General features: G+C 34.6%; 24 protein-coding genes and 1 pseudogene. 8 read left to right on the top strand and 17 right to left on the bottom strand.

Features of this window, described 5'->3' with window-relative positions:
* The 3 genes from ACFXN8_RS09525 to ACFXN8_RS09515 all read right to left on the bottom strand — a co-directional run.
* A partial coding sequence (locus ACFXN8_RS09525) for an amino acid permease (RefSeq protein WP_386844626.1) occupies window positions 1-1,186 on the bottom strand: 1,186 nt, incomplete at its 3' end.
* Window positions 1,187-1,353: 167 nt separating this feature from the next.
* Complete coding sequence (locus tag ACFXN8_RS09520) at window positions 1,354-2,610, bottom strand: DUF4179 domain-containing protein (protein WP_386844624.1); 1,257 nt, start codon at window positions 2,608-2,610, stop codon at window positions 1,354-1,356.
* Complete coding sequence (locus tag ACFXN8_RS09515) at window positions 2,594-3,136, bottom strand: sigma-70 family RNA polymerase sigma factor (protein ID WP_386844622.1); 543 nt, start codon at window positions 3,134-3,136, stop codon at window positions 2,594-2,596. Before ACFXN8_RS09515 ends, ACFXN8_RS09520 begins: the two co-directional genes overlap by 17 nt.
* Window positions 3,137-3,331: 195 nt before the next feature.
* Between ACFXN8_RS09515 and ACFXN8_RS09510 the strand changes: the two genes are divergently transcribed.
* Window positions 3,332-4,084, top strand: coding sequence for an IclR family transcriptional regulator (locus ACFXN8_RS09510; protein WP_376077346.1), 753 nt, complete (start codon window positions 3,332-3,334; stop codon window positions 4,082-4,084).
* 144 nt (window positions 4,085-4,228) lie between these two features.
* Window positions 4,229-5,164 (top strand): aldo/keto reductase, encoded by a 936-nt coding sequence (locus ACFXN8_RS09505; protein WP_386844619.1) that lies wholly within the window; start codon window positions 4,229-4,231, stop codon window positions 5,162-5,164.
* 56 nt (window positions 5,165-5,220) lie between these two features.
* Here ACFXN8_RS09505 and ACFXN8_RS09500 read toward each other — a convergent pair whose 3' ends face one another.
* From ACFXN8_RS09500 to ACFXN8_RS09485, 5 genes and pseudogenes are all read right to left on the bottom strand, one after another.
* Window positions 5,221-5,829, bottom strand: a complete 609-nt coding sequence (locus ACFXN8_RS09500; protein WP_386844617.1) for a flavin reductase family protein — start codon at window positions 5,827-5,829, stop codon at window positions 5,221-5,223.
* A 14-nt stretch (window positions 5,830-5,843) separates the two neighbouring features.
* Entirely contained in the window at window positions 5,844-6,782 is a 939-nt protein-coding gene (locus tag ACFXN8_RS09495; protein WP_376077355.1) for a ring-cleaving dioxygenase, read from the bottom strand.
* An 81-nt stretch (window positions 6,783-6,863) separates the two neighbouring features.
* Window positions 6,864-7,457, bottom strand: coding sequence for an NADPH-dependent FMN reductase (locus ACFXN8_RS09490; RefSeq protein WP_370047422.1), 594 nt, complete (start codon window positions 7,455-7,457; stop codon window positions 6,864-6,866).
* A gap of 372 nt (window positions 7,458-7,829) precedes the next feature.
* Window positions 7,830-7,970, bottom strand: a pseudogene (locus ACFXN8_RS26520) (YunG family protein); the annotation flags it as partial.
* A 30-nt stretch (window positions 7,971-8,000) separates the two neighbouring features.
* Window positions 8,001-8,525, bottom strand: a complete 525-nt coding sequence (locus ACFXN8_RS09485) for a GNAT family N-acetyltransferase (RefSeq protein WP_376077364.1) — start codon at window positions 8,523-8,525, stop codon at window positions 8,001-8,003.
* A gap of 450 nt (window positions 8,526-8,975) precedes the next feature.
* Between ACFXN8_RS09485 and ACFXN8_RS09480 the strand changes: the two genes are divergently transcribed.
* Entirely contained in the window at window positions 8,976-10,445 is a 1,470-nt protein-coding gene (locus ACFXN8_RS09480) for a serine hydrolase domain-containing protein (protein ID WP_386844614.1), read from the top strand.
* A 65-nt stretch (window positions 10,446-10,510) separates the two neighbouring features.
* Here ACFXN8_RS09480 and ACFXN8_RS09475 read toward each other — a convergent pair whose 3' ends face one another.
* Both ACFXN8_RS09475 and ACFXN8_RS09470 read right to left on the bottom strand, forming a co-directional pair.
* Window positions 10,511-11,074 carry a cupin domain-containing protein gene (locus ACFXN8_RS09475; RefSeq protein WP_376077366.1) on the bottom strand — a complete coding sequence of 188 codons (564 nt, stop codon included), beginning with the start codon at window positions 11,072-11,074 and terminating at the stop codon, window positions 10,511-10,513.
* Window positions 11,075-11,219: 145 nt separating this feature from the next.
* Window positions 11,220-11,660 carry an SRPBCC domain-containing protein gene (locus ACFXN8_RS09470; RefSeq protein ID WP_386844612.1) on the bottom strand — a complete coding sequence of 147 codons (441 nt, stop codon included), beginning with the start codon at window positions 11,658-11,660 and terminating at the stop codon, window positions 11,220-11,222.
* 375 nt (window positions 11,661-12,035) lie between these two features.
* Between ACFXN8_RS09470 and ACFXN8_RS09465 the strand changes: the two genes are divergently transcribed.
* Window positions 12,036-12,875: a YitT family protein gene (locus tag ACFXN8_RS09465; protein WP_376077372.1), complete on the top strand. Its 840-nt coding sequence runs from the start codon at window positions 12,036-12,038 to the stop codon at window positions 12,873-12,875.
* 93 nt (window positions 12,876-12,968) lie between these two features.
* Here ACFXN8_RS09465 and ACFXN8_RS09460 read toward each other — a convergent pair whose 3' ends face one another.
* The 3 genes from ACFXN8_RS09460 to ACFXN8_RS09450 form a co-directional block, all read right to left on the bottom strand.
* Window positions 12,969-13,889 carry a D-alanine--D-alanine ligase gene (locus tag ACFXN8_RS09460; protein ID WP_386844609.1) on the bottom strand — a complete coding sequence of 307 codons (921 nt, stop codon included), beginning with the start codon at window positions 13,887-13,889 and terminating at the stop codon, window positions 12,969-12,971.
* A gap of 4 nt (window positions 13,890-13,893) precedes the next feature.
* Window positions 13,894-15,342 carry a MocR-like pyridoxine biosynthesis transcription factor PdxR gene (pdxR, locus tag ACFXN8_RS09455; protein ID WP_386844607.1) on the bottom strand — a complete coding sequence of 483 codons (1,449 nt, stop codon included), beginning with the start codon at window positions 15,340-15,342 and terminating at the stop codon, window positions 13,894-13,896.
* A 151-nt stretch (window positions 15,343-15,493) separates the two neighbouring features.
* Complete coding sequence (locus tag ACFXN8_RS09450; protein WP_386844605.1) at window positions 15,494-16,363, bottom strand: helix-turn-helix domain-containing protein; 870 nt, start codon at window positions 16,361-16,363, stop codon at window positions 15,494-15,496.
* Window positions 16,364-16,861: 498 nt separating this feature from the next.
* Between ACFXN8_RS09450 and ACFXN8_RS09445 the strand changes: the two genes are divergently transcribed.
* Together ACFXN8_RS09445 and ACFXN8_RS09440 are read left to right on the top strand one after the other, a co-directional pair.
* Window positions 16,862-17,458 (top strand): hypothetical protein, encoded by a 597-nt coding sequence (locus tag ACFXN8_RS09445; RefSeq protein WP_376076557.1) that lies wholly within the window; start codon window positions 16,862-16,864, stop codon window positions 17,456-17,458.
* Window positions 17,459-17,476: 18 nt separating this feature from the next.
* On the top strand, window positions 17,477-18,157 hold the full coding sequence (locus ACFXN8_RS09440; protein WP_376076560.1) for a hypothetical protein: 681 nt from the start codon (window positions 17,477-17,479) through the stop codon (window positions 18,155-18,157).
* Window positions 18,158-18,407: 250 nt separating this feature from the next.
* On the opposite strand, the gene ACFXN8_RS09435 is transcribed toward ACFXN8_RS09440, so the two are convergent.
* Both ACFXN8_RS09435 and ACFXN8_RS09430 read right to left on the bottom strand, forming a co-directional pair.
* The gene (locus ACFXN8_RS09435) at window positions 18,408-18,917 is read right to left on the bottom strand and encodes a GrpB family protein (RefSeq protein ID WP_376076563.1); all 510 of its coding nucleotides are present in this window, start codon (window positions 18,915-18,917) and stop codon (window positions 18,408-18,410) included.
* 4 nt (window positions 18,918-18,921) lie between these two features.
* Window positions 18,922-19,632 (bottom strand): class I SAM-dependent methyltransferase, encoded by a 711-nt coding sequence (locus ACFXN8_RS09430; protein ID WP_386844602.1) that lies wholly within the window; start codon window positions 19,630-19,632, stop codon window positions 18,922-18,924.
* A gap of 333 nt (window positions 19,633-19,965) precedes the next feature.
* Between ACFXN8_RS09430 and ACFXN8_RS09425 the strand changes: the two genes are divergently transcribed.
* Together ACFXN8_RS09425 and ACFXN8_RS09420 are read left to right on the top strand one after the other, a co-directional pair.
* Window positions 19,966-20,742, top strand: coding sequence for an ABC transporter ATP-binding protein (locus tag ACFXN8_RS09425; protein ID WP_386844600.1), 777 nt, complete (start codon window positions 19,966-19,968; stop codon window positions 20,740-20,742).
* A gap of 2 nt (window positions 20,743-20,744) precedes the next feature.
* Window positions 20,745-22,379, top strand: a complete 1,635-nt coding sequence (locus ACFXN8_RS09420) for a hypothetical protein (protein ID WP_386844598.1) — start codon at window positions 20,745-20,747, stop codon at window positions 22,377-22,379.
* A 47-nt stretch (window positions 22,380-22,426) separates the two neighbouring features.
* On the opposite strand, the gene ACFXN8_RS09415 is transcribed toward ACFXN8_RS09420, so the two are convergent.
* Both ACFXN8_RS09415 and ACFXN8_RS09410 read right to left on the bottom strand, forming a co-directional pair.
* Window positions 22,427-23,041 carry an ABC-2 transporter permease gene (locus tag ACFXN8_RS09415; protein WP_386844596.1) on the bottom strand — a complete coding sequence of 205 codons (615 nt, stop codon included), beginning with the start codon at window positions 23,039-23,041 and terminating at the stop codon, window positions 22,427-22,429.
* A gap of 4 nt (window positions 23,042-23,045) precedes the next feature.
* Window positions 23,046-23,903 (bottom strand): ABC transporter ATP-binding protein, encoded by an 858-nt coding sequence (locus ACFXN8_RS09410; RefSeq protein WP_386844717.1) that lies wholly within the window; start codon window positions 23,901-23,903, stop codon window positions 23,046-23,048.
* Between the last annotated feature and the right edge of the window lie 208 nt (window positions 23,904-24,111).

Below are 24,111 nucleotides of genomic sequence, written 5' to 3'. Positions count from 1 at the left end.
GAACAACGACACTAACTGTTGTTAAAGCAAAAGCAGTTAAACCGCCGATGTTAGCAAATTCCGCTAATTCTCCGATTGATAAAAATCCTGATAAGAGAATACCTGTTCCAACCACAATTACAGTTGATAATACAGGTACCCCTGTTTTTTTATTTGTTTGTGCAATACGTTCTGGCAGAAGACCATCACGGCTCATTGCAAACAACACGCGCGTCGCACTGGTTGTATTTGCAATCATCGTAGCAAGCAATCCAAAAATAACTGATACTGCGATGATAGCTCCCCCCCACTGAATACCAACAGATTGTAATGCATACACTGTAGGATTTGGAACATCCAATTTAGGGAATGGTACGATACCTGTTAATACTAGTGCAACAAATGCATAAATAAGTGTTAATACACTCAAACCACCAATTAAAGCTTTTGGTATTGTTTTTTGTGGATTTTTCACTTCTTCCAGAACAGTTGTTACACCATCAAATCCAGTAAAGGCAAAGAACACTAATGCCGCTCCCGCCATTACACCTGACCAGCCAAACGGTGTAAATGGTGTCCAGTTTACAGGGTTAACGTGAAAAGCCCCGATAGCAAGGAATAAGACAATCGCGCCGACTTTTGCCATTGTAAATAACATATTTGATCGACCAACATTTTTAATCCCGCTCATTGCAATCCAAGCTACAATAAGCCAACCAGCCACAGCAGGTAGATTTACAACCCCACCATGAGCAATATCTTTTGTTAAAATCCCTGGCAAGTGAATACCCACAGATTGTAAAAATGAATCGACATAGCCACTCCAACCAACTGCGACTGTACTAGAAATAACGATAAATTCCAATAGTAAATCCCAACCGATGATCCAAGCAATAACTTCACCTAACGCAATATAAGAATAGGTGTACGCGCTCCCTGCGACGGGTGCCATCGCTGCGAATTCGACATAGGCTAATCCAACTGCAATTGTTACAAGTCCCCCAATTAAGAAAGAAACAACAACACCAGGACCTGCATGTAGAGCAGCTGTAGTTCCTGGCAGTACAAAAATTCCAGCTCCTATTGTAGCCCCTAGTACATACAGCAATAACTGTAACGACCCTAGTTCACGCTTTAGTTTAAAACGTTCGACTTCAGTTATTTTATTGGCTTGCTCGATCGACTTCCTTCGTAAAAAATCCGCCATAATAACCACTCCATTTCCAATAAAAAGCTAATTTATGCATTTTTACTAATAATCAGTATATTAGCTATTTTTTCTAATCGAGTCAACATTTAGATTATTATAGCAATTTATCTGTTACTAGAAAACGAGTTAATCGACGCATTCTTTTATATAAAACTTTTATCATACTATTTTACTGGAATTGTGACGATAGCTGATGATTCAACTTCCATATATGGTGTTTCTAAAATATGAATAATTGGTTTCCCAGCATTCGTCTGATAAGACACTTGAAATTTATTTGGTCCTTTTGCATGAGCATACTCTGTGATTAGGCTTTCACCCGATTCCGACTTAACATCAATAGGTATTAGATTCTCATTATAAGGAAAATCACTATCGACATAGAAAGACAGCGTAGCTTCCTGGCTCTGATTTGTCACATCTGTGATAACCAAATCCCCCATCTCACCTTGTGAGATTCGTTGCGGTAATGTATCAGCAAGTGGAACAATTACATCTTTAATTTCAGCGCCAAACGGGCGGAAATAGTAAGCAATCTTTATTTCAGTAATATTTTTATTTAAAGGCTCTACTAAGTACATATAAGTTGTGCTTTTGTCATCACCACTTCCTGATTGATGCAACACTGTCAGTGGGGTTCCGTTTTGGTCCATTATAGTAGCCTCTACCCCGGCCTTTTCGGAGAACAATTTATCCATAGTAGCAGCAAATTTCACCTTTATTTTTGTCGATGTTGTTGAAGCCTCCACACTTTCTACACCAAATGGGATGTCATTAACTTTCCCTGATTGACCAGCTACTAATTTATGACTATCATTTTTTACTTTTTTGATAGGTGTAGAGAATACCCATTCTCCTTCTGTTGATCCTACTTGTAAAAATTTTAACGTTAAATCAAATTCATCGGGTAATTCTTCGTTGATAGGAAATTCCCATAAACCACGAAATCCATCTTGATCTTCTAAGACCCGTAAACTTTCCCCCGTATTGAGTTCTCTCCCATTAACATACAAAAAGCCTGGTGCTATATCCATATATTCTGGCATTGAAAAAATCACATTCAAACGTGTACCATCATATACAATCTCCTCCACTGTAATGGCTATGCCGTTACTAGTTACTGTTTTATTTAATTTCACCTTATTCTCATCAGAAAGCGCCGTTTGTAGCCCTTTATCATATTCTACGATATTATACATAAAGCCAATAAGTGGCACATCTGCTAGGACATTTGCCATTTTAGGAGAGATAAAACCAGAACCCAAAATCAAAGCTACGCTCGCTATACTGGAAACAATTGCAGTTTTCCAGACTTTTTTGCTTTTTTGCTTTTCTGGGCGCATTCCTTTTTCAATAGCTTGATCAAGTTTTTCTACTGGTACGTCAATGTTATTTATGACTTCTTTAATATTGTTCTCCATAAAGCTCCCCCTCCTTGTTTAGATATTTTTTTAACTGCTGAATACCTCTATGCACATTCGTTTTGACTGTCCCCTCTGGACAACCTAATAAATCTGCAATTTCTTTTATTTGCAAATCTCGATAGTATCTCAATAAAATAACGGTTTTATATTTTTCCTCTAACTGTTCAATGGCTTGTAATAAATCTAGCTTTTCATCGTTAGTTGAAATTTGTTCTTGCTCCAGCTGTTGTTCAAGGAGCGGAACAATCTTTTGATTTTTACGTAGCATTTCTAATGCTGTATTTATCAAAATTCTCATCAGCCACGTGGCAAAATACTGCTCCTCTTTCACTGTATGGATATTGGCATACGCCCTTGCTATTGTCTCCTGCACCACATCTAATGCATCATTTTCATTTTTCATATAAATATAGGCCATCTTATATAGTTTTACTTTTTCTTCCTGTAATAGCTCTATGAACGCTTGATTATTCCCTTTTTTCGCATCTGACAATAATGACCTCACTTGCAATTTTTTCACCATCCCTTCTTGTTTCTATATGTTAGATGCTGTAAATATGTAAATCGTTTCAATAAAATAAAAAACGCGGGCATAAAAATTCTCCTCTAGAAAGTATATCTAAAGGAGGATTAAGGTAACTGCAATCATTCCCCAATCTAGTAACACAATATTAAAGATGATATTGTACAAACTATATAGAAGTTAGGAGAGGACAAAATGGATTCCTATGAAGTATCGACATTAAAAAAAGGCCTTTTGATTTTAGATATATTACGTCAAAAGCATTCTCTTACATTAACTGAAATTATGGAAGAATTATCAATGAATAAGACGTCCGTTTTTCGCATGCTTTATACGTTAGAAAAAATGAATTATGTTCTTAAATATAATAAGTATTATCAATTAAATCCGCATATTTTCAGGGATGAGCACTTATATTGGCACAAAGATATCCAATGGGCGTCTCTCGTAGCGCCATATCAATTAGCCCGCCAAGAAGAAATAACTACTTATATTGGTATTTTGGAAGATGGTGAGATGGTGATAAAAAATGTAATAAGGGAGCCTTTTGAACAGCCTGCTTTTCATGCAATCGATACTCGGACACCTATGCATTCAAGCGCGCTAGGAAAAGTAGTATTAGCTCATCTGTCACCTAAAAAACAACGTGAACTATTAAATAGTATTGAACTTAATACCTTTACAACAAAAACCTTCTATGATTATGGTCTATTGATTCCTCATTTACAGGTCATTAAAGCTCAAGGTTATGCTGTTGATAATGAAGAAACGAATGAAGGTAAATGTTGTATTGCCGTTCCGCTTTATGTGAATGAAGAAGTCATCGGGGCAATTGCTTTGCACGGTTCGACGAATCAAATTAAGAAAACTGCCATTCGGTCATTTGCAAAAAAGTTAGGCGAGGCAAGTCAGCAATTGACGGAAGAAATTCATTATCTTTTAGCATAATGTTAGGACCTTCGGGAATTTTTTATTGGCCCTTTATTGGCAATTAAAACGCACTTGTTTCTATATATGAAACTTTAACGATGTATGTTGGTAAAATATTTTTTTTACTCTATTCTGTTTACAGAACAACGAGGAGGTAGGAATATGAAATTTCATACTTTTAAAAAAACAAATATCAAGATTTCCGAAATTGGTCTTGGGACGAATGCTGTAGGTGGACATAACTTATTTGAAAACTTAAATGAACAAGATGGGAAGGAACTAGTCTCAGCTGCACTTGACTTAGGGATAACTTTTATTGATACAGCAGACATTTATGGAAAAGGGCGTTCAGAAGAACTTGTTGGCGAAGTATTAAAAAAATACTCCAGGGAAGATTTCGTTTTAGCAACAAAGGGAGGTAGGCATTGGTTTGAGGATGGTTCAGTAAAAACAGATAATCATCCGCACTATCTACGTGGTGCATTCGAAAGTAGCTTGAAACGACTACAAATGGATTATGTAGATCTTTACTATCTACACTTCCCTGATAACGAAACTCCTCTTGCGGAGGCGATTGGTGAATTGTCACGCTTAAAGGAAGAAGGAAAGATCCGAGCAATAGGCATTTCAAACGTAACATTAGAGCAACTTATAGAAGCAAATGTGCATAATGAAATTTCTGTCCTACAATCTCCTTACAATATGTTAAATCGTTCAGGAGAACAGGATTTATTGCCATACTGTATAAAAAATGAAATTTCATTTATTCCATACGGTCCACTTGCATATGGCCTACTTGGTGGAAAGTATACAAAAGACTTTAAGCTAGGTACTGGGGACTGGCGAATTTCGAATCCTTTATTCCAAGGCGAATTATTTGAACAAACATTAGTAAAAATAGAAGCTTTAAAAGGAATTGCAGAGGAAAAGCAAACGACATTACCAAATCTAGCGCTTGCTTGGTTATTAGCCCAAGATGGCGTTGATGCCGTTATTCCAGGTGGGAAACAAAAAAAACAAGTGGCCAACAATGTGAAAGCATCTGATGTCCTATTAACAAACGAAGATTTAGTGAATATAGAGAGAATTTTAATATAAGTTTAGAACAAAAAAATGCGAAAATGCTGTTATATCAACATTTTCGCATTTTATTTTTAATCGGGACGTTCTATCTCAAATATATCACCAATTTTTGCGTAATTTGAGCCAGCTAGTCTGCTAACTGCTTTTAGTTTTCTTGGATCAATTCGCCCTTCATTATAAATGGTCTCATCTATATGATATTGTACGACTTCACCAATAAACAAATCACCTGTCTGTTCGTCACCATTCATTAAAGGAATCGTTTGTACTAAACGGCATTCCATTCGAATCCTTGCTTCTTGAATACCTGGTACAGATATAAGTTGGCTATCGATTAATGTAAATTGTGCTCGATCAATTTCACTTTCAGTTACAGGTAAGGAAGCGGCTGTTTCATTCACCTGCTTAACATTATCCTCATCTACAATATGCACAACAAATTGTTGCTGATGATGGATATGGCGAGCGGTATCTTTTAAGCGCCCATTTGGTCTTTGAACGGCTAGAGAAATCATCGGTGGATTGGAAGACACGATATTAAAAAAACTAAAAGGTGCACCATTGATAATCCCTTGCTCTGACTTTGTCGTAACAAAGGCAATAGGTCTCGGAATAATACTGCCAATCAATAACTTATAATTCTCACGTTCCGTATTTTTCTTAGGATCAATTGAAATCAAACGTCCCATCTCCTTTAATCAAGCGCACGCACTTTGATTGGAATTAATGTTCTTTCCAATTGTTCACGATGCTGTTCGTATTGAGATGGTAACATTAGTTGGCTACCCATTGTCTCAGGTGTCTCATCATGAGCGAATCCAGGTGGATCTGTCGCAATTTCAAATAAAATCTCACCAGGTTCACGGAAATAAATCGCATTAAAATAATTACGATCTTTCACTTCGGTTACATGTTGTCCATGATTCATTACATACTCTTGCCATTCTAGGTGATCCACATTATCCTGTGCTCTCCAGGCAATATGATGAACTGTTCCAACGCCCATTTGACCGCGCATACCAGGAACAACTTTTAAATCTACTGTATTGCCAATATCTGCGCTGGATTTGTAACGAGTATACTCGCCTTCTGTTGCTACTTTTTCAAGCCCCATAACTTCAGTTAAGACCTTTGCTGTCTCTTCTGGATGACTTGAATACAGTGTTGCACCACCAAATCCTTTAATTGCAACCTCAGGAGTTACTTCACCAAATGTCCATTCATTCAATTCACCTGCTGCACGTGCAACTAATTCAATATGAAGTCCGTGTGGATCATCAAATTGTACTACTTGTTCACCAAAGCGTTCAGCTTTTTGGAATGGAATAGTGAATTTTGCAAGACGATTAATCCAAAATGGAAGCGCTCCTTCTGGTACAACATAAGTGGTTACACCAACTTGACCATCACCAATACGACCTTGATAAGCATTTGCCCATGGAAAGAATGTAATAATTGTACCAGGTTTACCACCTTTGTTACCAAAGTAAAGATGATATGTGCCAGGATCATCGAAATTTACCGTCTGTTTAACTAAACGCAAGCCTAATACACCAGCATAAAAATCAATATTTTCTTGTGGATGCCCTACAATGGCTGTGATATGGTGAATACCCGCAGTATGTTTTTTCATGTTAACAAGACCTTTCGTGACTAATGTATTTTCACACCTATACTTTACCCAATAACGTTCTACCTCAATCTTTAAACAGGATTAACGAATTGTATATAAAGCTTTTGACCAAGGAATTAGTTGGTCTAACATTTGGTTAACAGAATCTGTTTGCATCGCTTTTGGTTTAAAATCAGTACCATTTTCAAAGTCTGTGAATAGTGACAATGCTGGATGTACACGTACATCTGCAATTAAAAGTTCGCCCATAATACCACGTAAATGTTCAGCTGCTCGTGCACCACCTACAGAACCATAAGAAACAATACCTGCAGCTTTGTTATTCCATTCTTCACGTAAATAATCTAGTGCATTTTTTAGAGCACCTGTAATAGAGTGATTGTACTCTTGTACGATGAATACAAATCCATCTTGTTTTGCAACAATTTCTGACCAAGCTTGAGCGCCTGAAGCGTCTTGCCCTGGTTCACCTAGTAAAGGTAATTTGTAATCTGCGATATCAATAATTGTATAGTTTGCATCTCCACGTTGATCTGCGATTTCTTTTACCCATTGTGCTACTTGTGGACTTACACGACCTTCACGTGTTGATCCGATAATAATCCCGATATTTAATTCTGCCATTGTTTTTTCCTCCTCTTTTTTTGAAGCAAATAATTTATTTAAAAAACCCATTATGATTACCTCCTTATGATGTAAAAAGTTAAACTTTCACATGGGTTAAAAGGTTCGAATTCATTTATCTTGAATTTAGTTATCTTGAATTCGAGATAATAATAACACGATGGTTTAATTTACGTCAACAAGTTTGTTTAAGTTTTAAAAAAAGCAGAGATGCTTGATAACAGCATCTCCGCTTCAGTGTGTAAAAATTAATATGGCTCCTCACTATAACGTGGGTTGATTTCCGTTCCGACTGGGCGCTTTCCCGGGGGCGTCCGATGAGCCCCAAGGAGTCGCCCAGCCTCCACTACAATCAACTTTTTATAAAATACATACGTCATCCTCAACTTTTGGTGATTAACTTTTAAGATGTAGAAATAAACTTTTGCCTCCGAGAATATCATTTACAACTAATGCAGTGACTCCGCATTGTCCTTTTGTAGGATTATCTATACTCCATTTCGAGCTAGATTGAATGGACCAGGATTTTTTAAAAGCTCTTAATAGATCATTTTCTGTATACATTCCTCAGCGCCCTTTTATCAATATTTGTATTCAAAATGGTATGTCATCGATTTTAATAGGTGTTGTTCTACCTAAAATCCAATCTTCTTTGATTGCACCATAAACGATACTATCTGTTACAGTACCATCTGCATTTTCCCAAGCATTTCTTAAATAGCCCTCTTTTACAAAACCTGCTTTCGCAAAACATTTTCTCATACCGATATTATCAACTCTCGTATAACCCTCGATACGAATCTTATCTTTTTCTCCAAACAGGTAATCTTGTAACCAAAGGAGTGTTTTTACTCCGTATCCTTTTCCTCTAAAGCGTGTATCTAAACGGATATCGAATAATGGGATCGTATCACTTATGTCATGAATGATCATAATCCCGACCTTTTCTTCATTATCAATTATCCAATGCGTTTCGCGATCGCTGTGATAGTATCCTTCTGCATACCCTTCTCGAACGGATTCCTCTTTCACATATTGATCAGTATGATAAATCCACTTGTTTTGAGTTAATAACTCCACTAAATCTTCAACTTCATCTCCTAAAAGTTTATATTCCATTCATACCATCCTCCAATGAATAAAATAGGGCTCATTTCTATAACGTGGGGTTAGATTAAGTAGTGTACAATGATACGTTGCTTTTAAATTCTATGTTTTTCGAATAGTATTCACAACAAATATCATATACTTTAAAGAAGTGTATTTTTTTGGTTAATCACCAAAAGACAGGGACGACATTTGTTAAAATGTTTATCATGTATATAAGTTGATTGGAGCGCAGCGAAGCGACAGCGGCAAATGTTTTCTGTAGCGAAAGCAAAGCGGCAGCTACAAATGTTTTATCTGTGCGAAAGCGAAGCGACAGCAACAAAGCGCCCAGTCGGAACGGAAATCAACCACACGCTTTGGTGATAGGCTATATTTTTGTTAAATTTACTTCATGGATTAAAGTTCATGACTATGAAATTATGAAGGGAAAACTTATAAAGGAAATAGGTGAAAACAAAAATGAAAACAATCCCCATATATAAAGCTATATTAGTATGTTTATTATTAATTCCGTTCAATCTATTTCTACCAGTCTCGCAAATTTCCGCCGCAGAAAAAGACATGAAGAGTACTATAGACAATTACGTTGAAAACTATTTGAAGGAGCAGCGTATTCCAGGGGCATCTATTGCTATTGTTCATAAAAATGATATCTTTTACTCCAAATCGTGGGGCGTAACAGGAGAATCTGAAGAAAAAGTAACTACTGAAACTCCATTTGCAACCGGCTCTATTAGTAAATCATTAACAGGCTTAGGCATCATGAGATTGGTTGATGCAGGTATCATTCAATTAGATGATCCCGTTCAAAAGTATATGCCATGGTTTACTCTGAAAGATAAACAAGCCGCTTCCCAAATAACAATTAAACATTTACTTACCCAAACAAGTGGGATAAGCACTTATTCAGGTTTATCTATATCAGACAATGAATCTAATGATTTGAGTGCTATAAAGGAAAATGTAGAAAGTTTATCGAATGATAAGCTGACTGCTGCACCAGGAGAAAAGCATCAGTATAGTAATGCTAACTTTTCTATTCTTGGCGCTCTCATCGAAGAAGTGACCAATCAAACATTTTCTGAATATATGGAGGAACAAGTTTTTTCTCCATTAGGGATGAAAAATGCAGCCGCTAATAGTAGCATGGCCTATGAAAAAGGATACTTATCTGGCTATCAATCATGGCTTGGTCATCCTGTAAAAAGCACAGTCACCTATGATAATGGAGGGACACCGTATGGATATATAACGGCAAGTGCATCAGATTTGGTGCAGTACATTAGACTCCTTAGTCAGCATAAGCATAACAATTTTTTAAGTAAAAATGTGATGAACCTTTATATATCGCCTTTTATTCAAACTAGTAAATATCGATATTACGGCCTTGGTGTACGCATCTCCTATCCAGAATCTAAAGAAGAAATGATTTGGCATTCTGGTTCAAATCCTGACGCACGCTCAGAAGTATTTTATATACCAGAAACCGATTGGGGCGGTGTGATTCTCACTAACAAAAATCATATATTTGAGGAAAAGTCACTTCTATACTTGAAACAAGGGATTATAGATATTTTAAATGGAAAAGAGCCCGTTGACGCACCTAAATATAAGCCAACATTTCAAGTCATAATAATTGCTATAATATGTTTACTTTTCGTGATGTTTATTTATCTTTTAATAAAAGTTAAAGCTAAAAAAGTTAATAAAAGAGGCGTGTCGCGTATATTCGGTTTTATACTTTTAGTTTTGGCCATTATCTCAATTCCATTATTAAGCTATAAAACAGAAACACCTTGGCGCACTATTAGATATTTTGCTCCTGATATTGCATTTTTGACTATAATAGTAGTTACTCTTTTAACATTGAATGGCTTATTATCTATATATATTTCATTTAAACGACGACAAAAAAGACAACTTCTCTAAGTAGGAGTTGTCTTTTTTAGTTTTATGTTTGTATTATCGAGGAAAAAGCTTTTATCTAAAATTGATTATTTATTGCCCTGACCGTAACCTGCTTCCGAGGCCATAGCATCAGCTTTCGTAACATGTACTGTACCAAATGGATGGTTAGGAGGAGCGTATATCGAATAAAGCTTTAGTGGTACATTTCCTGTATTTGTGACGTTATGCCATGTTCCAGCAGGCACTACTACAGCATTATTTTCATAGACCTTTTTTTCATAGTTTAAATTACTTTTACTTGGGCCCATCTGAGCATACCCCTCACCCTGTTCAATATATAAAAATTGGTCAACATTTGGGTGTACTTCTAACCCGATATTATCACCAACATTTATACTCATTAAAGTAATCTGTAAGTTCTTTCCTGTCCAAAGAGCCGTACGATACGTATCATTTTGCTTAGCCGCATTTTCAAGATTGATGACAAGTGGCTGAGCTCCATAATCTTTTAATTCAATACTTCCATCATTGGAAAAACGAGAAGGTTCCGCGCTGTTCGCATACCCTATCTGATAAGGAGGTGTCCAATAAACAAGCTGATCTCCGTAGTTATACATAGGCATGTTTCCGTAATAAGGAATGTAGTACATTTTCTCAATCCCCTCACACATTATAAGAATATCCTATGCAACTTGCTAAGGGAATGTACTTCAATTGCAAACATCATAACACTTTGAACTACCAATAGCTTTAAGGAATTTACTTGTTACAAAGGGTCTATATATCAAAATTCTCTTAATGAATTAACGATGCTCTTAAAGTAGTTATTCCGTTTTCTAAATACCCCTTTAAGCAAGTTAATGTATACACCCAGCCTTCTTTTTGTTCCATCATTTTTGCTATTACGTCCGGGTTTTCTTCCTTTAGTCCTGATTCAACTACTTTAATAACTGTATTTGAATCCTCGCCTGTAAGTGTAATTGTAACCACCGTTCCGTTCCCATGTTCTTCTCCCCAAGTAAACACAATAGTCCTATTTATCTCGATATCAAGCACAGTAATAACAACCTCTGCTTTATACTCATCATATTTTAAAGTAAGGTTTTTCCCCTTTTCCCATCTATCTGAACTACTTGAGAACCAAAAGTTCCCGATTTTATCTGGAGATACAATAGCTTCAAATACCTCACTGGCAGGATTATGGATTTTTAATTTGGTAATTACATTAGTATTCATTATTAATCATCATCCTTTTATCAATTATGCTCAGCACAAAAACATTTGCTGAAAGAAGTTAAACTCTTTCTAGAATTTCCCCATTTCCTTCTTTACTATTCTCACACAGTTTTTTATTCGCCATTAGTAAGGTTATATTTTGAAAACGTAGTATAAAATAAGGTATGATTCTCCAAAATGAAGAAATGCACTTCGTGAGGTATGTTTAACACTAGCCTTGTAAACATTTTCTTCAATTCGATATTCCCCCTGATAAAGGACATACTAACAATTATAGATTTATCACAAACGAACATTCCAAAAAGTATATAAAATGACTAGAACTTGATATAGTATGTATTTAGGAAATAATCAATTTGTTTTGGTGGTGTATATATGAAGAAGTTCAGTATGGATTTTTTAATGATTACGGTCGGAGCACTGCTTTTTGCACTAGCTGTAAACTTATTTGTTATACCTAATGATTTAGGTGAAGGTGGCGTAACAGGTGTAACAATCATCTCCTATTATTTATTTGGATGGTCGCCAAGTATTGTGAGCCTTGTGTTAAACGCAGCTTTATTAGTAGTTGGCTATAAATTTTTAAGTAGACAAACGACTATTTATACGATTATTGCAGTATCCCTTCATTCACTGTTTTTACATTTAACAGAATCGTGGTCGATTTCTTCAAATGAAATTATCGTGAATACTATTTTTGGTGGAGTGTTCGCTGGAGTTGGCATAGGCTTAATCATAAGAGTTGGTGGAACAACAGCAGGTTCAACAATCTTAGCTAGAATGACAAACAAATATTTAGGCTGGAGTATTAGTTATGGTTTATTGTTTTTTGATTTAATTGTTGCTTTTTCATCTTATTTTATTATTGGGGCAGAAGCATTAATGCTTACTATAATTATGCTCTATATTGGAACAAAGGTAATGGAATTTGTTATTGAAGGTGTAAACCCCAAAAAAGCAGTTACGATTATTTCGAAAAAACCAGAAGAGATTGCCAGTCATGTGAATGGTTTTATGAATCGAGGCGTGACGGTCCTATCAGGTCATGGTTATTATACGAAGGAGCAAAAAGAAATTCTGTATATTGTCATTAGTAAACAAGAAGTTGTAAAACTGAAGAAAATCGTCAAAGAAATAGACTCGGATGCTTTTATTGCTATTCACGATGTACGAGATGTCTTTGGACATGGATTTATTGAATTATCTAAGGCGTAATTAAGAAACTGAGAAAACACCTTTTGTTGAAAATGGGTTTAATCCTTATCAACATAAAGGTGTTTTTTTATTGAACTTTTAGCTACTCATACTTCAATGATCCCCATCTCCCCTAACCTGTAGGGAAGTTTCAATTATCCTATCTAAAAGTTTTGTATAAGTAATTCCTGCCGAGGATGCACTTTTCGGCAGTAAGCTGTTTTTTGTCATCCCAGGCAATGTGTTTACCTCCATGACATATGGGATTCCATCCTTGATCATCATATCGATTCGGGCATAAACACTACACTTTAATGCTTTATAGCAACCTTTCACTGCTTCGGCAACTCGTTCATGTATGGTAGGTGGAAGTTCTACAACCTCCTCTATCGTAGCGGCATCCTCATATTTCGCTTTATAGTCAAAGAACTGCGCTGTATGGCGAATTGAAATAACCGGTAATAGCTCCCCGTCCAAAATGGCGCATGTTATCTCTTCACCCTCTATATATTTTTCAATAATGATTTCTGCATCCCATTTGAATACTTCCGCAACTGCTGTTAGTAAGGCATCCTTATCGTTTACTATTTTTACCCCTACACTGGAACCACCCGAATTAGGCTTAACTACTAACGGATACCCCATTTTATCTAATTCATCTAACTGAAGCTCCTCGCTATTCGAAAGATGGAGCCAATCAGGTGTTTCAATGCCATCATAACGTAGAATTTTTTTCGAAATATTTTTATCCATACAAATACTGCTTGAAAGTATACCACTACCTGTATATGGAACACCCATAGTCTCTAGTACACCTTGAATTGTGCCATCCTCTCCAAACTTGCCATGTAGTGCTAATAACGCAATATCGATATCTTTTACCTTTTCAATAAGCTCTGCCGTGTTATTTTCATTTAATTTAATAGCTATGGCTTCGTATTTACTCTTATCTAAATGAGCAATCATCTCATCCCCTGTCATGATAGAGACCTGCTTTTCAGAGGAAACGCCCCCCATAATAACGCCAACTTTCATATGTTCAACTCCCCATTTCATTTTTCAAGGTATCACCAATAATCTTAATACCACGCACAATATCCTCTTCTTTTAGCCGCGAAAATCCTAGTCGAAATGTGTTACTGCCTTCACCATTGCTGTAAAAAACGTCACCAGGATAAAAAACAACTCCCCTTTGATAGCACTTCTTCAATAGTGTACGAGCATTCATTCCTTCTTCTAGCTCAATAAAGAGATGAAGTCCACCATCTCCTGTCATTCTTTTAAAAGGAATGTATTGATTGCACGCTTGACAGGCTAGTTCATATTTTTTCTTATATACGAACTTAGCTTTTTTCAAGTATTTTTCAAAATAACCATCCTGTAAATATTGATAAAGCACAGCCTGATCTAATGTTGATGTATGAATAGTACGAGCTCTTTTCATACTTTCCAAACAGTGGATAAGTTCTTTATCTGCTAATATCCATCCAACACGTAAGCCAGGAAAAAGAATTTTAGAAAAGCTACTGATATAAATAACATTGTTGCCCTCACCGATAAAAGTCATTAGCGGTGCTAAATGCGAGCCTGAATATCGTAATTCCTCGTTAAAGCCATCCTCAACAATTGGAATTTGATATTGTGAAAAAAGCCTAATAATTTCAGCTCTTTTTTCAGAGGATGTAACAATGCCTGTCGGATTATGATAGGACGGGATTAAGTAGGCAAAATCGAATTCCTTTTCCGATAAGCTTTTCTCAACTTGTTCGATATCGATACCGTCATCTTTCATGTCGATTCCGTGGATGTCAAATCCATGTAAGCGAAAAAGCTTTAATGCTGCATGATGAGTAGGATTTTCGCAAAGAACACGTCCGGATTTTTTCGCTAAGGAAGATAATAAAATATCCAATCCCTCGGTAAAGCCATTCGTAATCAAAATATCCTTATTGGAGATATCTACACCTTTCACTTCCATATAGTGAAGAAGGTACTCGATTAAAGGTTTATAGCCCTTTGCGTATCCGTAATTCAACACGACATCTCCTTCAAGGGACATCCGGGTCAAAAAGGCTCTTTTAAAATTTTCAACATCAAAAAGCTTTTCTTCGGGGGCAACACTATTGAAGGAAATCATCCCTTTTTCCCAGTGAATATCTTGCTTCATTAAATCTAATTCATCCGCTAACAAAGTAACGTTATTAAGCCTCTCCTTCCAATTAAATTCTACAGATGAAGCTTTCAACGTTTTGACTTTCCCTACAAAATTCCCTTTTCCTTTCACAGCATAAATAATGCCCTCTTGCTCTAAATCTGCATATGCATTCAGTACCGTATTTCTACTGACCGATAATAATTTACTAAATTCACGGGTAGATGGAAGCTTCTGATGCTCCAGCAAGTGTCCCTTCATAATCTTTTCTTTCAAATAATCTTTTAATTGAATATAAACCGGACGATCATTGATAAGCTTAAAATCATTAAACACTTCCTTGACCCCCCTTGCTTTATTTTTGCATAACTTTATCTCACTCAAAAGGTCCACAGTATAAGGTTTTTCCCTTCCTAGTGGTATGGTCTGACTCGCAAAAAAATGCAATCCTTCAAAACGAAGAATTGCACCTATTATAGGCTAATTATTATTTTAATTCTTGATCATGAACCGTTGTATATTTAATAAATTCTAATTGAATTCTTTCAAAATATTCTTCGTCTTCATATAGTCTTAAGAGTTGAAAGGCTTTCTCTAAGAAAATTGCTGAGTCTTTGTAGCCAAGATGAAAATGACAAATAGCTTTTCTTGAAAAATGTAGAGCTAGTATATAGTAATTCATTTTTCTTTTATACTGACTTAATGAATCATTAATAATAGAAAGGGCTGTAGAATAATCTCCGCTCATTATTACTAACAGTGACAAATTTATATTAAACGCAGATTTTAATAAATCTGTATCTCTAAAACTATTATATTTGTTTAATCTTTTTAGGACATTTTCTGTAAATTCTATTGCTATATCTACCGGAAATAGAAATAAAACCGTGTTGATCAAACGAATATCACTCAAATACCACTGATCATATTTTGAAATACGCTCCCAAATGGGCTTAATAATCTCTTTTGCTTCATTAATATTTTCTAGATTTAATTGTATGAGAGCTTCACAAATAAGTCGAATTTCTTTAATTTCTAAATCATTTTCAATTTGTAAATATTCAGCTGTTTTAACTTTTAAGAGGGTTAACTTTTCTATATCATTGTGATTTAGCAAAAAAAACTGTTGTACAATATCTTTTTTCTTTCGGTAAATACGCTCATTATGAATATATTCAAACTCTTCTAGGGAAATATTTAATTTATTTAATAATTTAATATATTTTTCAACTTCTATATCAATTCTACCTGCCTCATATTTTGAATATGTACTTTGAGATACAATCTCCTTTGACAGGATTAGTTGACTAAACCCTTTATTTTTTCGAATTTCTTTTAAAGTTTTCCCCCTATTCATTATATTCACCTCGCATAATATTGTCATATGTAGAATACTTCTGAGTATTTTAGTATTTACCCTTTATATCTAACGAGAAAACATTAATTTATTATCATTTATCTGGATTATTGCAGGAATATGATGACTTAAGAGTATCAATATTAGCTTCCCATTCATACAACGTAAAGTTATATTCAATCTTCAACTCAATTTCAAGTTTGAAATCGAGTTTTTCTTATATGGTTTTGATTATTAGAGAAATATAAATGGCTTAGCGGTTGTTTAGATCTTGTACTTGTTAGTGAGCTTGTATTAGATTTTTATTCATAATTTGAAAATGTACTTTAGATACAATTTTAAATAGTTTTCTCGCTACCCACCCCCCCAATATTCTATTCAGAATATTTTGTTAAATTACAAAGTTTTTCGTTTATATTTAAGAAAAGGGAGGTGAAACAAATATGAATTTACTATCAATTCTATCTTTCATCTGGATAATTGTAGGGGTGTGATTACATGAGAAAAACAATATTAACTCTCACTATTGCAGTAGTATTTTTAATATCCCTTTTAATTTATTATTCAAAATCAGATGCTGATGGAAGTTCAAATAATGATTTCTTCAATGAAGAATTTGATTTTTCTAGTTTTAATAAAATGAATGAGAAAATTACTGATGAATTTACTTTTCCAGGTTATGAGGAAATATTAGGTGAAAAAGGGGATATTGTCGTTGTACCAGATAGTATTACAGGTAACGATGAAAGCTTAGGTAAACAAGGCCTCTATCAGAGAAATAAAAAGTATGTTTATAAAAATCCAGAAAAAGGTGTAGTTATAATTTTAAGTATTACCGCGGCTGCAAGCAAATCTAATAATACATGGGAACACAGTATTTATTATACAGAGAATTTATTTAATCCTCAAAGTGGTGATTTATCTAAAACCTATCATGATAATTATCCTTCATCAGAGGTTGCACAGTACAGTTTTTTGGGAAATGGTTTTGCAATATCCGTACTTGGTATCTCTAATAACTTAACAAATCAAGAAGTTTTTACATTGAGTGAAACAGCCCAATTTGTAGATGCCTTAAGTACCTATCTAAACTAGAAATGGAGAGGATATATAATGAAACTAGAAAAAAAATTCAGCTTTATTTCGCTCCTTACACTTATATTTGGGTTAACTTTATTTATGAATAGTGGGATAGTCAAAGCTGAAGACATAATAAACCCAGATTCAATTACCATTGATGGTGAAATCGTGAAGGGTGATTTAGAAGTTGAAGAAACTGAAAAAACAGAAAATATAAATCAACCAAGATCATCGACAATTGTATATGTAAAAGATGGCTATGTTCCCAACACTCTATCATTTAAAAACTTAGGATGGGTAAATAAACATAAGCACTTTTTTAATACATCTGTAACAATACCTTCTGGTACTAATTACAAATATACATGGGAGCGTACAATAACTAAGTCTGCATCATCTTCTCATAATATAAGTAATTCACTTCGTCTACAAGGCGGAGCTAAATTTATTAGTGAGATAGATTATAAATTTGAATATGGCTATAGTAAATCATCAACAGTTACAATGACTCAAGGCACAAAATCAGAAACAAACATCACAAAACCTGGTACCTATCAGATAGATTTTTATATCAAAGGTATATACTATGATATAAAAAGTGATTGGAAGGCATATACAGTAGATAAACCTAAAGTACAAACTACAGTAACACGAAATTTAGGTTATTTAATTGAGCCTACTAATTATTTACATCTTGAAGTTACTAAGCAGTAAACTAATTTTAATCTAAGGCAAAGATGAATACTATAATACAAAACGGTTGAAGGCAAAATACAAAATGAGTCCGTGACAAAGGTGCTACACCCGAAAAGTTAGAGTCAAAATCCAACTTTTTGGGTATTTTATAAAGAAATATTGCGATGTATTTAAACTAAAAACTGTAAGCAACTATTTAGAAGGAGTGCTTTCTTTCATCCTGCTCTTTAAACAATTAATCGTAATGCCTAATCTCAAAGCCTTTTATTCACAACATCTTAGCTTTTTGGATAATCATTTGGATAAACAGCTCTTTTTCCTTTGTATATGTCGATCGATCGAATCGATATTTAGACGCTAATTGATTTTTTAATACTGCATATTCATTTGCTAGTTGAGGGTGTGATCTTAGATAATCACGGAAAAGTAATTTTTCAATCCATTCATGACTGTTATATTCACAAATATGTAAATGGATTGTTCTCTGACCCCACAATCCCTTTCTAAAAAATCTTCTATCCTTAAACTCTAGTTTCGGAACATATTCATAGTCAATTTCACTTAGAGAGTCTATGAAGGTCGGCACTTCATCTAAACTCTGTACACCAACAAGAATATCAATAATCGGTTTCGCTTTTAGTCCCTTTATCGATGTACTTCCAATATGCTCAATACGAATAGCACTATTACCTAAAGCTTTTCCAATTTTGTTTTGTTCAACTGCATATTGTTGTTCCCAATGTGGATTATATTCGGAAAGTTGAACCTTAACTCGCACAAGCTTACCTCCCCGTTAATTCTTTTTTAAATAAACCTACTAAAAATCCTTCTAAACCGAAATATTGATCTTCATCAGATATGGCTATCATTTTCCGTATTTCAATTTCTTCTAATGATTGAAATATTTCTTTTAGTTGATTTTTGGTATACCCTAATCCGCCTTCTAAACTACGTTTTATATATACTTCTTCATCTGAGATGGCTGAACCACCATATGCACCATGTTCCTCAAATGAGCATAAAGCGAAGTAACCATTAGGCTTTAATAATTTATGAATCAATTCAATATACGTCACACGACGATGAGGTGCTATATGATGAAAACAACCTGAATCATAAATAAAATCAAAGCTCTCTTCTTGTAGATTCAGTTCAAAAATATTAGCACAAATGAAATCTACATTTACGTCTGCTTCATCAACCTTTTTTTGCGCCCATTGCAATGCATTAACCGATAAGTCGACACCAACAACTGAACAGCCTTGTTTTGCTAAGTAAATGGCATTTCGTCCTGCGCCACAACCTAACTCTAAAACTCTATTTGGCTGAATCACCTTTTTTTCAAAATAGCTTACTAGATTTTCATCCGGTTTATTAACAAAAAAAGGTACATTTTTAAATGTTTGATCATAAAATCCATCCCAAAAATTTTGCGGTTCACGTAATAAATTATCTAATACAACTAGCAATTGTTCATTTGATTTAACTAACATTTTACGCCTCCCGTTTGCACCTACCACATTTTTAAAAAACTAAATATTCTTTCTCTTTATTATAAGGCATTACCTCCTCTCTTTTAAAGTTAGACAGGAAATGAACCGGTTTCATTTTAAAAAGGGATATTTCCACATTTTTAAATGTTATATTATATTTATGGATATTTTATCTAAATTAATTACACTAAACATAAGATAAAGTGAACTTTAATCGGAGAGGAGGTGTTCTTCACACTCCACCGATTATTAGACTTCATCGATTGGGCTTTTACGGCGGTACCAGATAAATTACTGACCGATAATGTAGGATCAACAGAAAGGAGCTGCAACATGGAAGAAATCTTGACGATTACGAATTTGACGAAGAGTTATGGTAGTAAGGAAATATTAAAAGGAATCGACTTACACGTCTCAAGAGGGGAAATAATTGGTTATATCGGTCCGAACGGCGCAGGTAAAAGTACCACTGTCAAAATCATTTTAGGGATCGAAGGTGATTACGGTGGAGAAATTAAGCTTTTCGGAGAGAATATAAGCAAAGACAGCATTGAATATAAACGAAGAATTGGCTATGTACCGGAGATAGCAGACGTTTATGATAATTTAACGGGTTATGAGTATTTAACCTTCATCGGCCAGCTTTATGGCCTTGAATTAGAAGTCGCTGCTGATAAATCAAAATCCTTAATGGAATTGTTTGGTGTTGGAGAAGCATATCATTCAAGAATATCTTCTTATTCAAAAGGGATGCGGCAAAAGCTATTAATTATCGCTAGCCTTATACATAATCCCGACTTGTTATTTTTAGATGAGCCGATTAATGGATTAGATGCGAATAGTGTGATGATTTTCAAAGAAATTTTGACTCAACTGGCTGCCCAAGGAAAAACAATATTTTATTCCTCTCATATCATGGATGTTGTCGAAAAAATCAGTAGTCGTATCATCCTGTTGAATGATGGAAAAATCGCTGCCGACGGGACATTTGCCCAACTACAGGCAGACAATACTGAAGGAACTCTGGAAAGAATTTTCAACCAATTGACAGGCTTCCATGATCATCAGGAAATTGGCGAAAAATTCGTTTCTATTGTACAAGAGGTATGATCATGAAAGATTTCAAAATCCTACAAGTGCTTGATAAAATTCAATTTATTTTTGTGAAAATGGGCGTCGATTACGAAATCATGAGAAAGATCCTCCATATTAAACTAACAATGGATGAGCGTAAAGTACCGACAATATTTAACCAAGCATCCAATAAAAACAAAGAAGAGCAAAAATACGGCTACATCAAATCTTTATGGATTTATGTTTTATTTGGGCTTATGTTAATTCCTTTTATGGGATTTGGTCAAAACTATCTTTTCCAGATGAGTATTGCTTATGCCATGATTATTTTTATCATCATGACAACATTGATTTCTGATTTTTCTTCCGTACTTTTGGATGTACGGGACAGAAGCATTCTCTCAACCAAGCCCATCTCTGTTAGAACGATCAATGCGGCCAAGTTTATGCATATTTTCATCTACTTGACGTATTTAACTATTGCTTTTACAGCCATCTCCCTAGTAGTTGGCCTATTCAGACAAGGAATTGTATTCTTTATTTTAACGTTGCTCTTACTAGTTTTAATTAATATTTTTATTGTCGTTTTAACGGCTGTTTTATATATTGCTATTTTAAGATTCTTTGATGGAGAAAAGCTGAAAGATATCATCAATTATGTACAAATCGGCTTATCCTTAATGCTGATGATTGGCTATCAAGTTCTTATTAGATCCTTTGAATTCGTCAATTTTGATATGGTAGTAACATTTCATTGGTGGAATGTTTTTCTCATTCCTATGTGGTTTGCCGCTCCTTATGAGTTACTTCTAAACGGTGACATCTCTTTATTTACAGTGATATTCAGTATTTTGGCTGTCGTCATGCCAATCATCTCGATATGGCTTTACCTAAAGCTAATTCCAACCTTTGAACGTAATCTGCAAAAACTATTAAACACCAGCAAATCGAAAAAAGAAAAGAACAATCGACTTAAGACGCTTTTGTTAACAATCATTTGTAGAACGAATGAAGAAAGAGCTTTTTACCGCTTCGCCTCCCTTATGATGAAACAGGAGCGAGAGTTTAAACTGAAAGTATATCCATCTTTAGGATTTTCATTTGTCATTCCATTTATTTTTATGTTTTCTTTTTCAAGGCACGAGGCTATTGATTATTCCGTTAGCATGGGCTATTTAAATATTTATTTCAGCATGCTAATTATTCCGACAGCTGTGCTTTTGCTCGGGCATTCAGGAAAATATAAAGCAGCTTGGGTCTATAAAGTCTTTCCAATCAAAGATTATACAGACTTAAAAAAAGGTAGCTTAAAAGCATTTCTGATTAAGTTGTACATTCCATTGTATATTGTTCTGAGCATCATTTTCTGCTTCATTTATGGTACGAGAATTATCCCAGATTTACTGACTGTTTTAGTAGCAAGTTGCATGTATACCGTCATTTGTTACCTCGGCATCGGAAGTAAGATTCCTTTCACAAAGCCCTATAATGAAGTTGGCGATGCCCAAAGCTGGAAAACGTTTATATTGCTTCTCCCTTTAGGTGTACTGGCGGGACTGCATTACGTCATGGTAGCTCATATTTCTTATGGTGCAATCATTTACTTACTCGTGCTTGTCATCACGAATTTTATACTATGGAAACTTGCGTTTAAGCGTACGAAAACGGCATGAGTCTAGGCTCATGCCGTTTTTCTTCTGAGAACTTTTTCAAAAAAAATTTAAAAAGCTTTTCTCTCATATATACGAATAGATAGTAGCCACGACCCAATATACAATATAACAATTGTAGGGATAGCTATGAGATACATTTGCGTTTCTTGTAAAGTTAGGAACTTTCGTGTTAATTCCCTTAATATCTTATTTAAATCAGGGACTAAAAACTTACTCGTTACCAGATAGATGCCAATTAAAGCACCTGCAGCAAACACTAAATATTGCCTTTTAAATTTATAAAAGACTGGGAGCATGAATGAAATAGCGACCATAACAAGACCCATAATTTGCAATATAGCTTTCCACGAAAACGACGTTTCTTTTCCATTTAACAGGAAACTCCCTCCGTAAGTAATAATTATAAATAGTGATGTAAATATTAATACACCTACATACCTTGAAGAAACAATTTCCTTTCTCGTATATGGAAGCGAATTGAGCAGAATATTAGCGTTATCTTTTTCATCGTAAGATAAAGCCATATTAATAAATGTTAGACTATTTAAAACTACAATAGGAATTGGCGAAACATCTACCAATAAGTAGATTATTATAGTAGCAATGTAAAATAAAATTACTTTCTTTTGTATTAATATATCCTTAAATATAAGGTTAAACATACAGTTACCATCCTTTCTTCGTATAATACATAATATCTTCAAGTGTTGGTTTTTCCACAATAACAGAATCCCCAAATAAGTTTGCCACACGATTTTTATCAGCTGTTAATGCTTCAAAACCTGCATTCGTTTTTCTGATCGAAATAAACTCTTGTTCCGTTTCTTTATCCAATAAATCCAACTTCCCTTTGACAATGGCATATTCCTCTTCAATTTTATAAAATTCTTTCGTGAAAATATGTTCTCCTTTATGAATAAAGGTAATATAATCCGCAATACGATCTAAATCTGTTGTAATATGTGTCGAAAAGAAAATTGTTTTTTCCCCATCCTGCATTAACTCATGTAAAATGTTTAGTAACTCTCTACGAAATATCGGATCGAGCCCAGCAGTCGGCTCATCCATAATAATTAATTCTGCATGATGAGCTAGAGCAATAGCTAACGAAGCTTTCATCTTCATTCCCTTCGAAAAGGTCTTCATATTTTTATTCAATGGTAGTTCGAATTTTTCAACATAATGTTGAAAAGTGTTATCATCCCAGTTTTTATAGGCCGGTTTAATAATTTTTTTCATATCCTTTAACGTCATATTTTCATAAAAGACATTTTCATCATAGACAAAACCAATACGTTCTTTTATTTCTTTTTCATGTCCCTTATATTTCATACCAAATAATGAAACAGTACCACTATCTTGCTGTAATAAGTTCATAATCAACTTGATCGTTGTAGATTTACCCGCACCATTTCCCCCGATAAATCCAGTTACATAGCCCTTTTTAACGCTAATAGAAAAATCTTTTACCTGAAATCCTTTAAACGCTTTATGAATATTCTGTAATTCAATGACATTTTCCATCATCCATCCTCCGTATACAATAATGTAAGCATTTCCTTGAGTATCCGTTTCTTTCGCGAAATGAACGAACTTTTTCCAACAGATAGAATACATCCGTATTTCTCAACTCTTCATAAAAATAATGTATATATACTCTATGTACAATATATACAAAATGGATTTTTTTTGCAAGTAATAAATTATTTTCAAGCTCAAAAAAAGAACATGA

This window comes from Lysinibacillus sp. NPDC059133 (assembly GCF_042755925.1).
Classification (GTDB): domain Bacteria; phylum Bacillota; class Bacilli; order Bacillales_A; family Planococcaceae; genus Lysinibacillus.
Note: the sequence above shows the minus strand (reverse complement) of the source record. Positions and strands in the feature narration are given on the sequence as shown.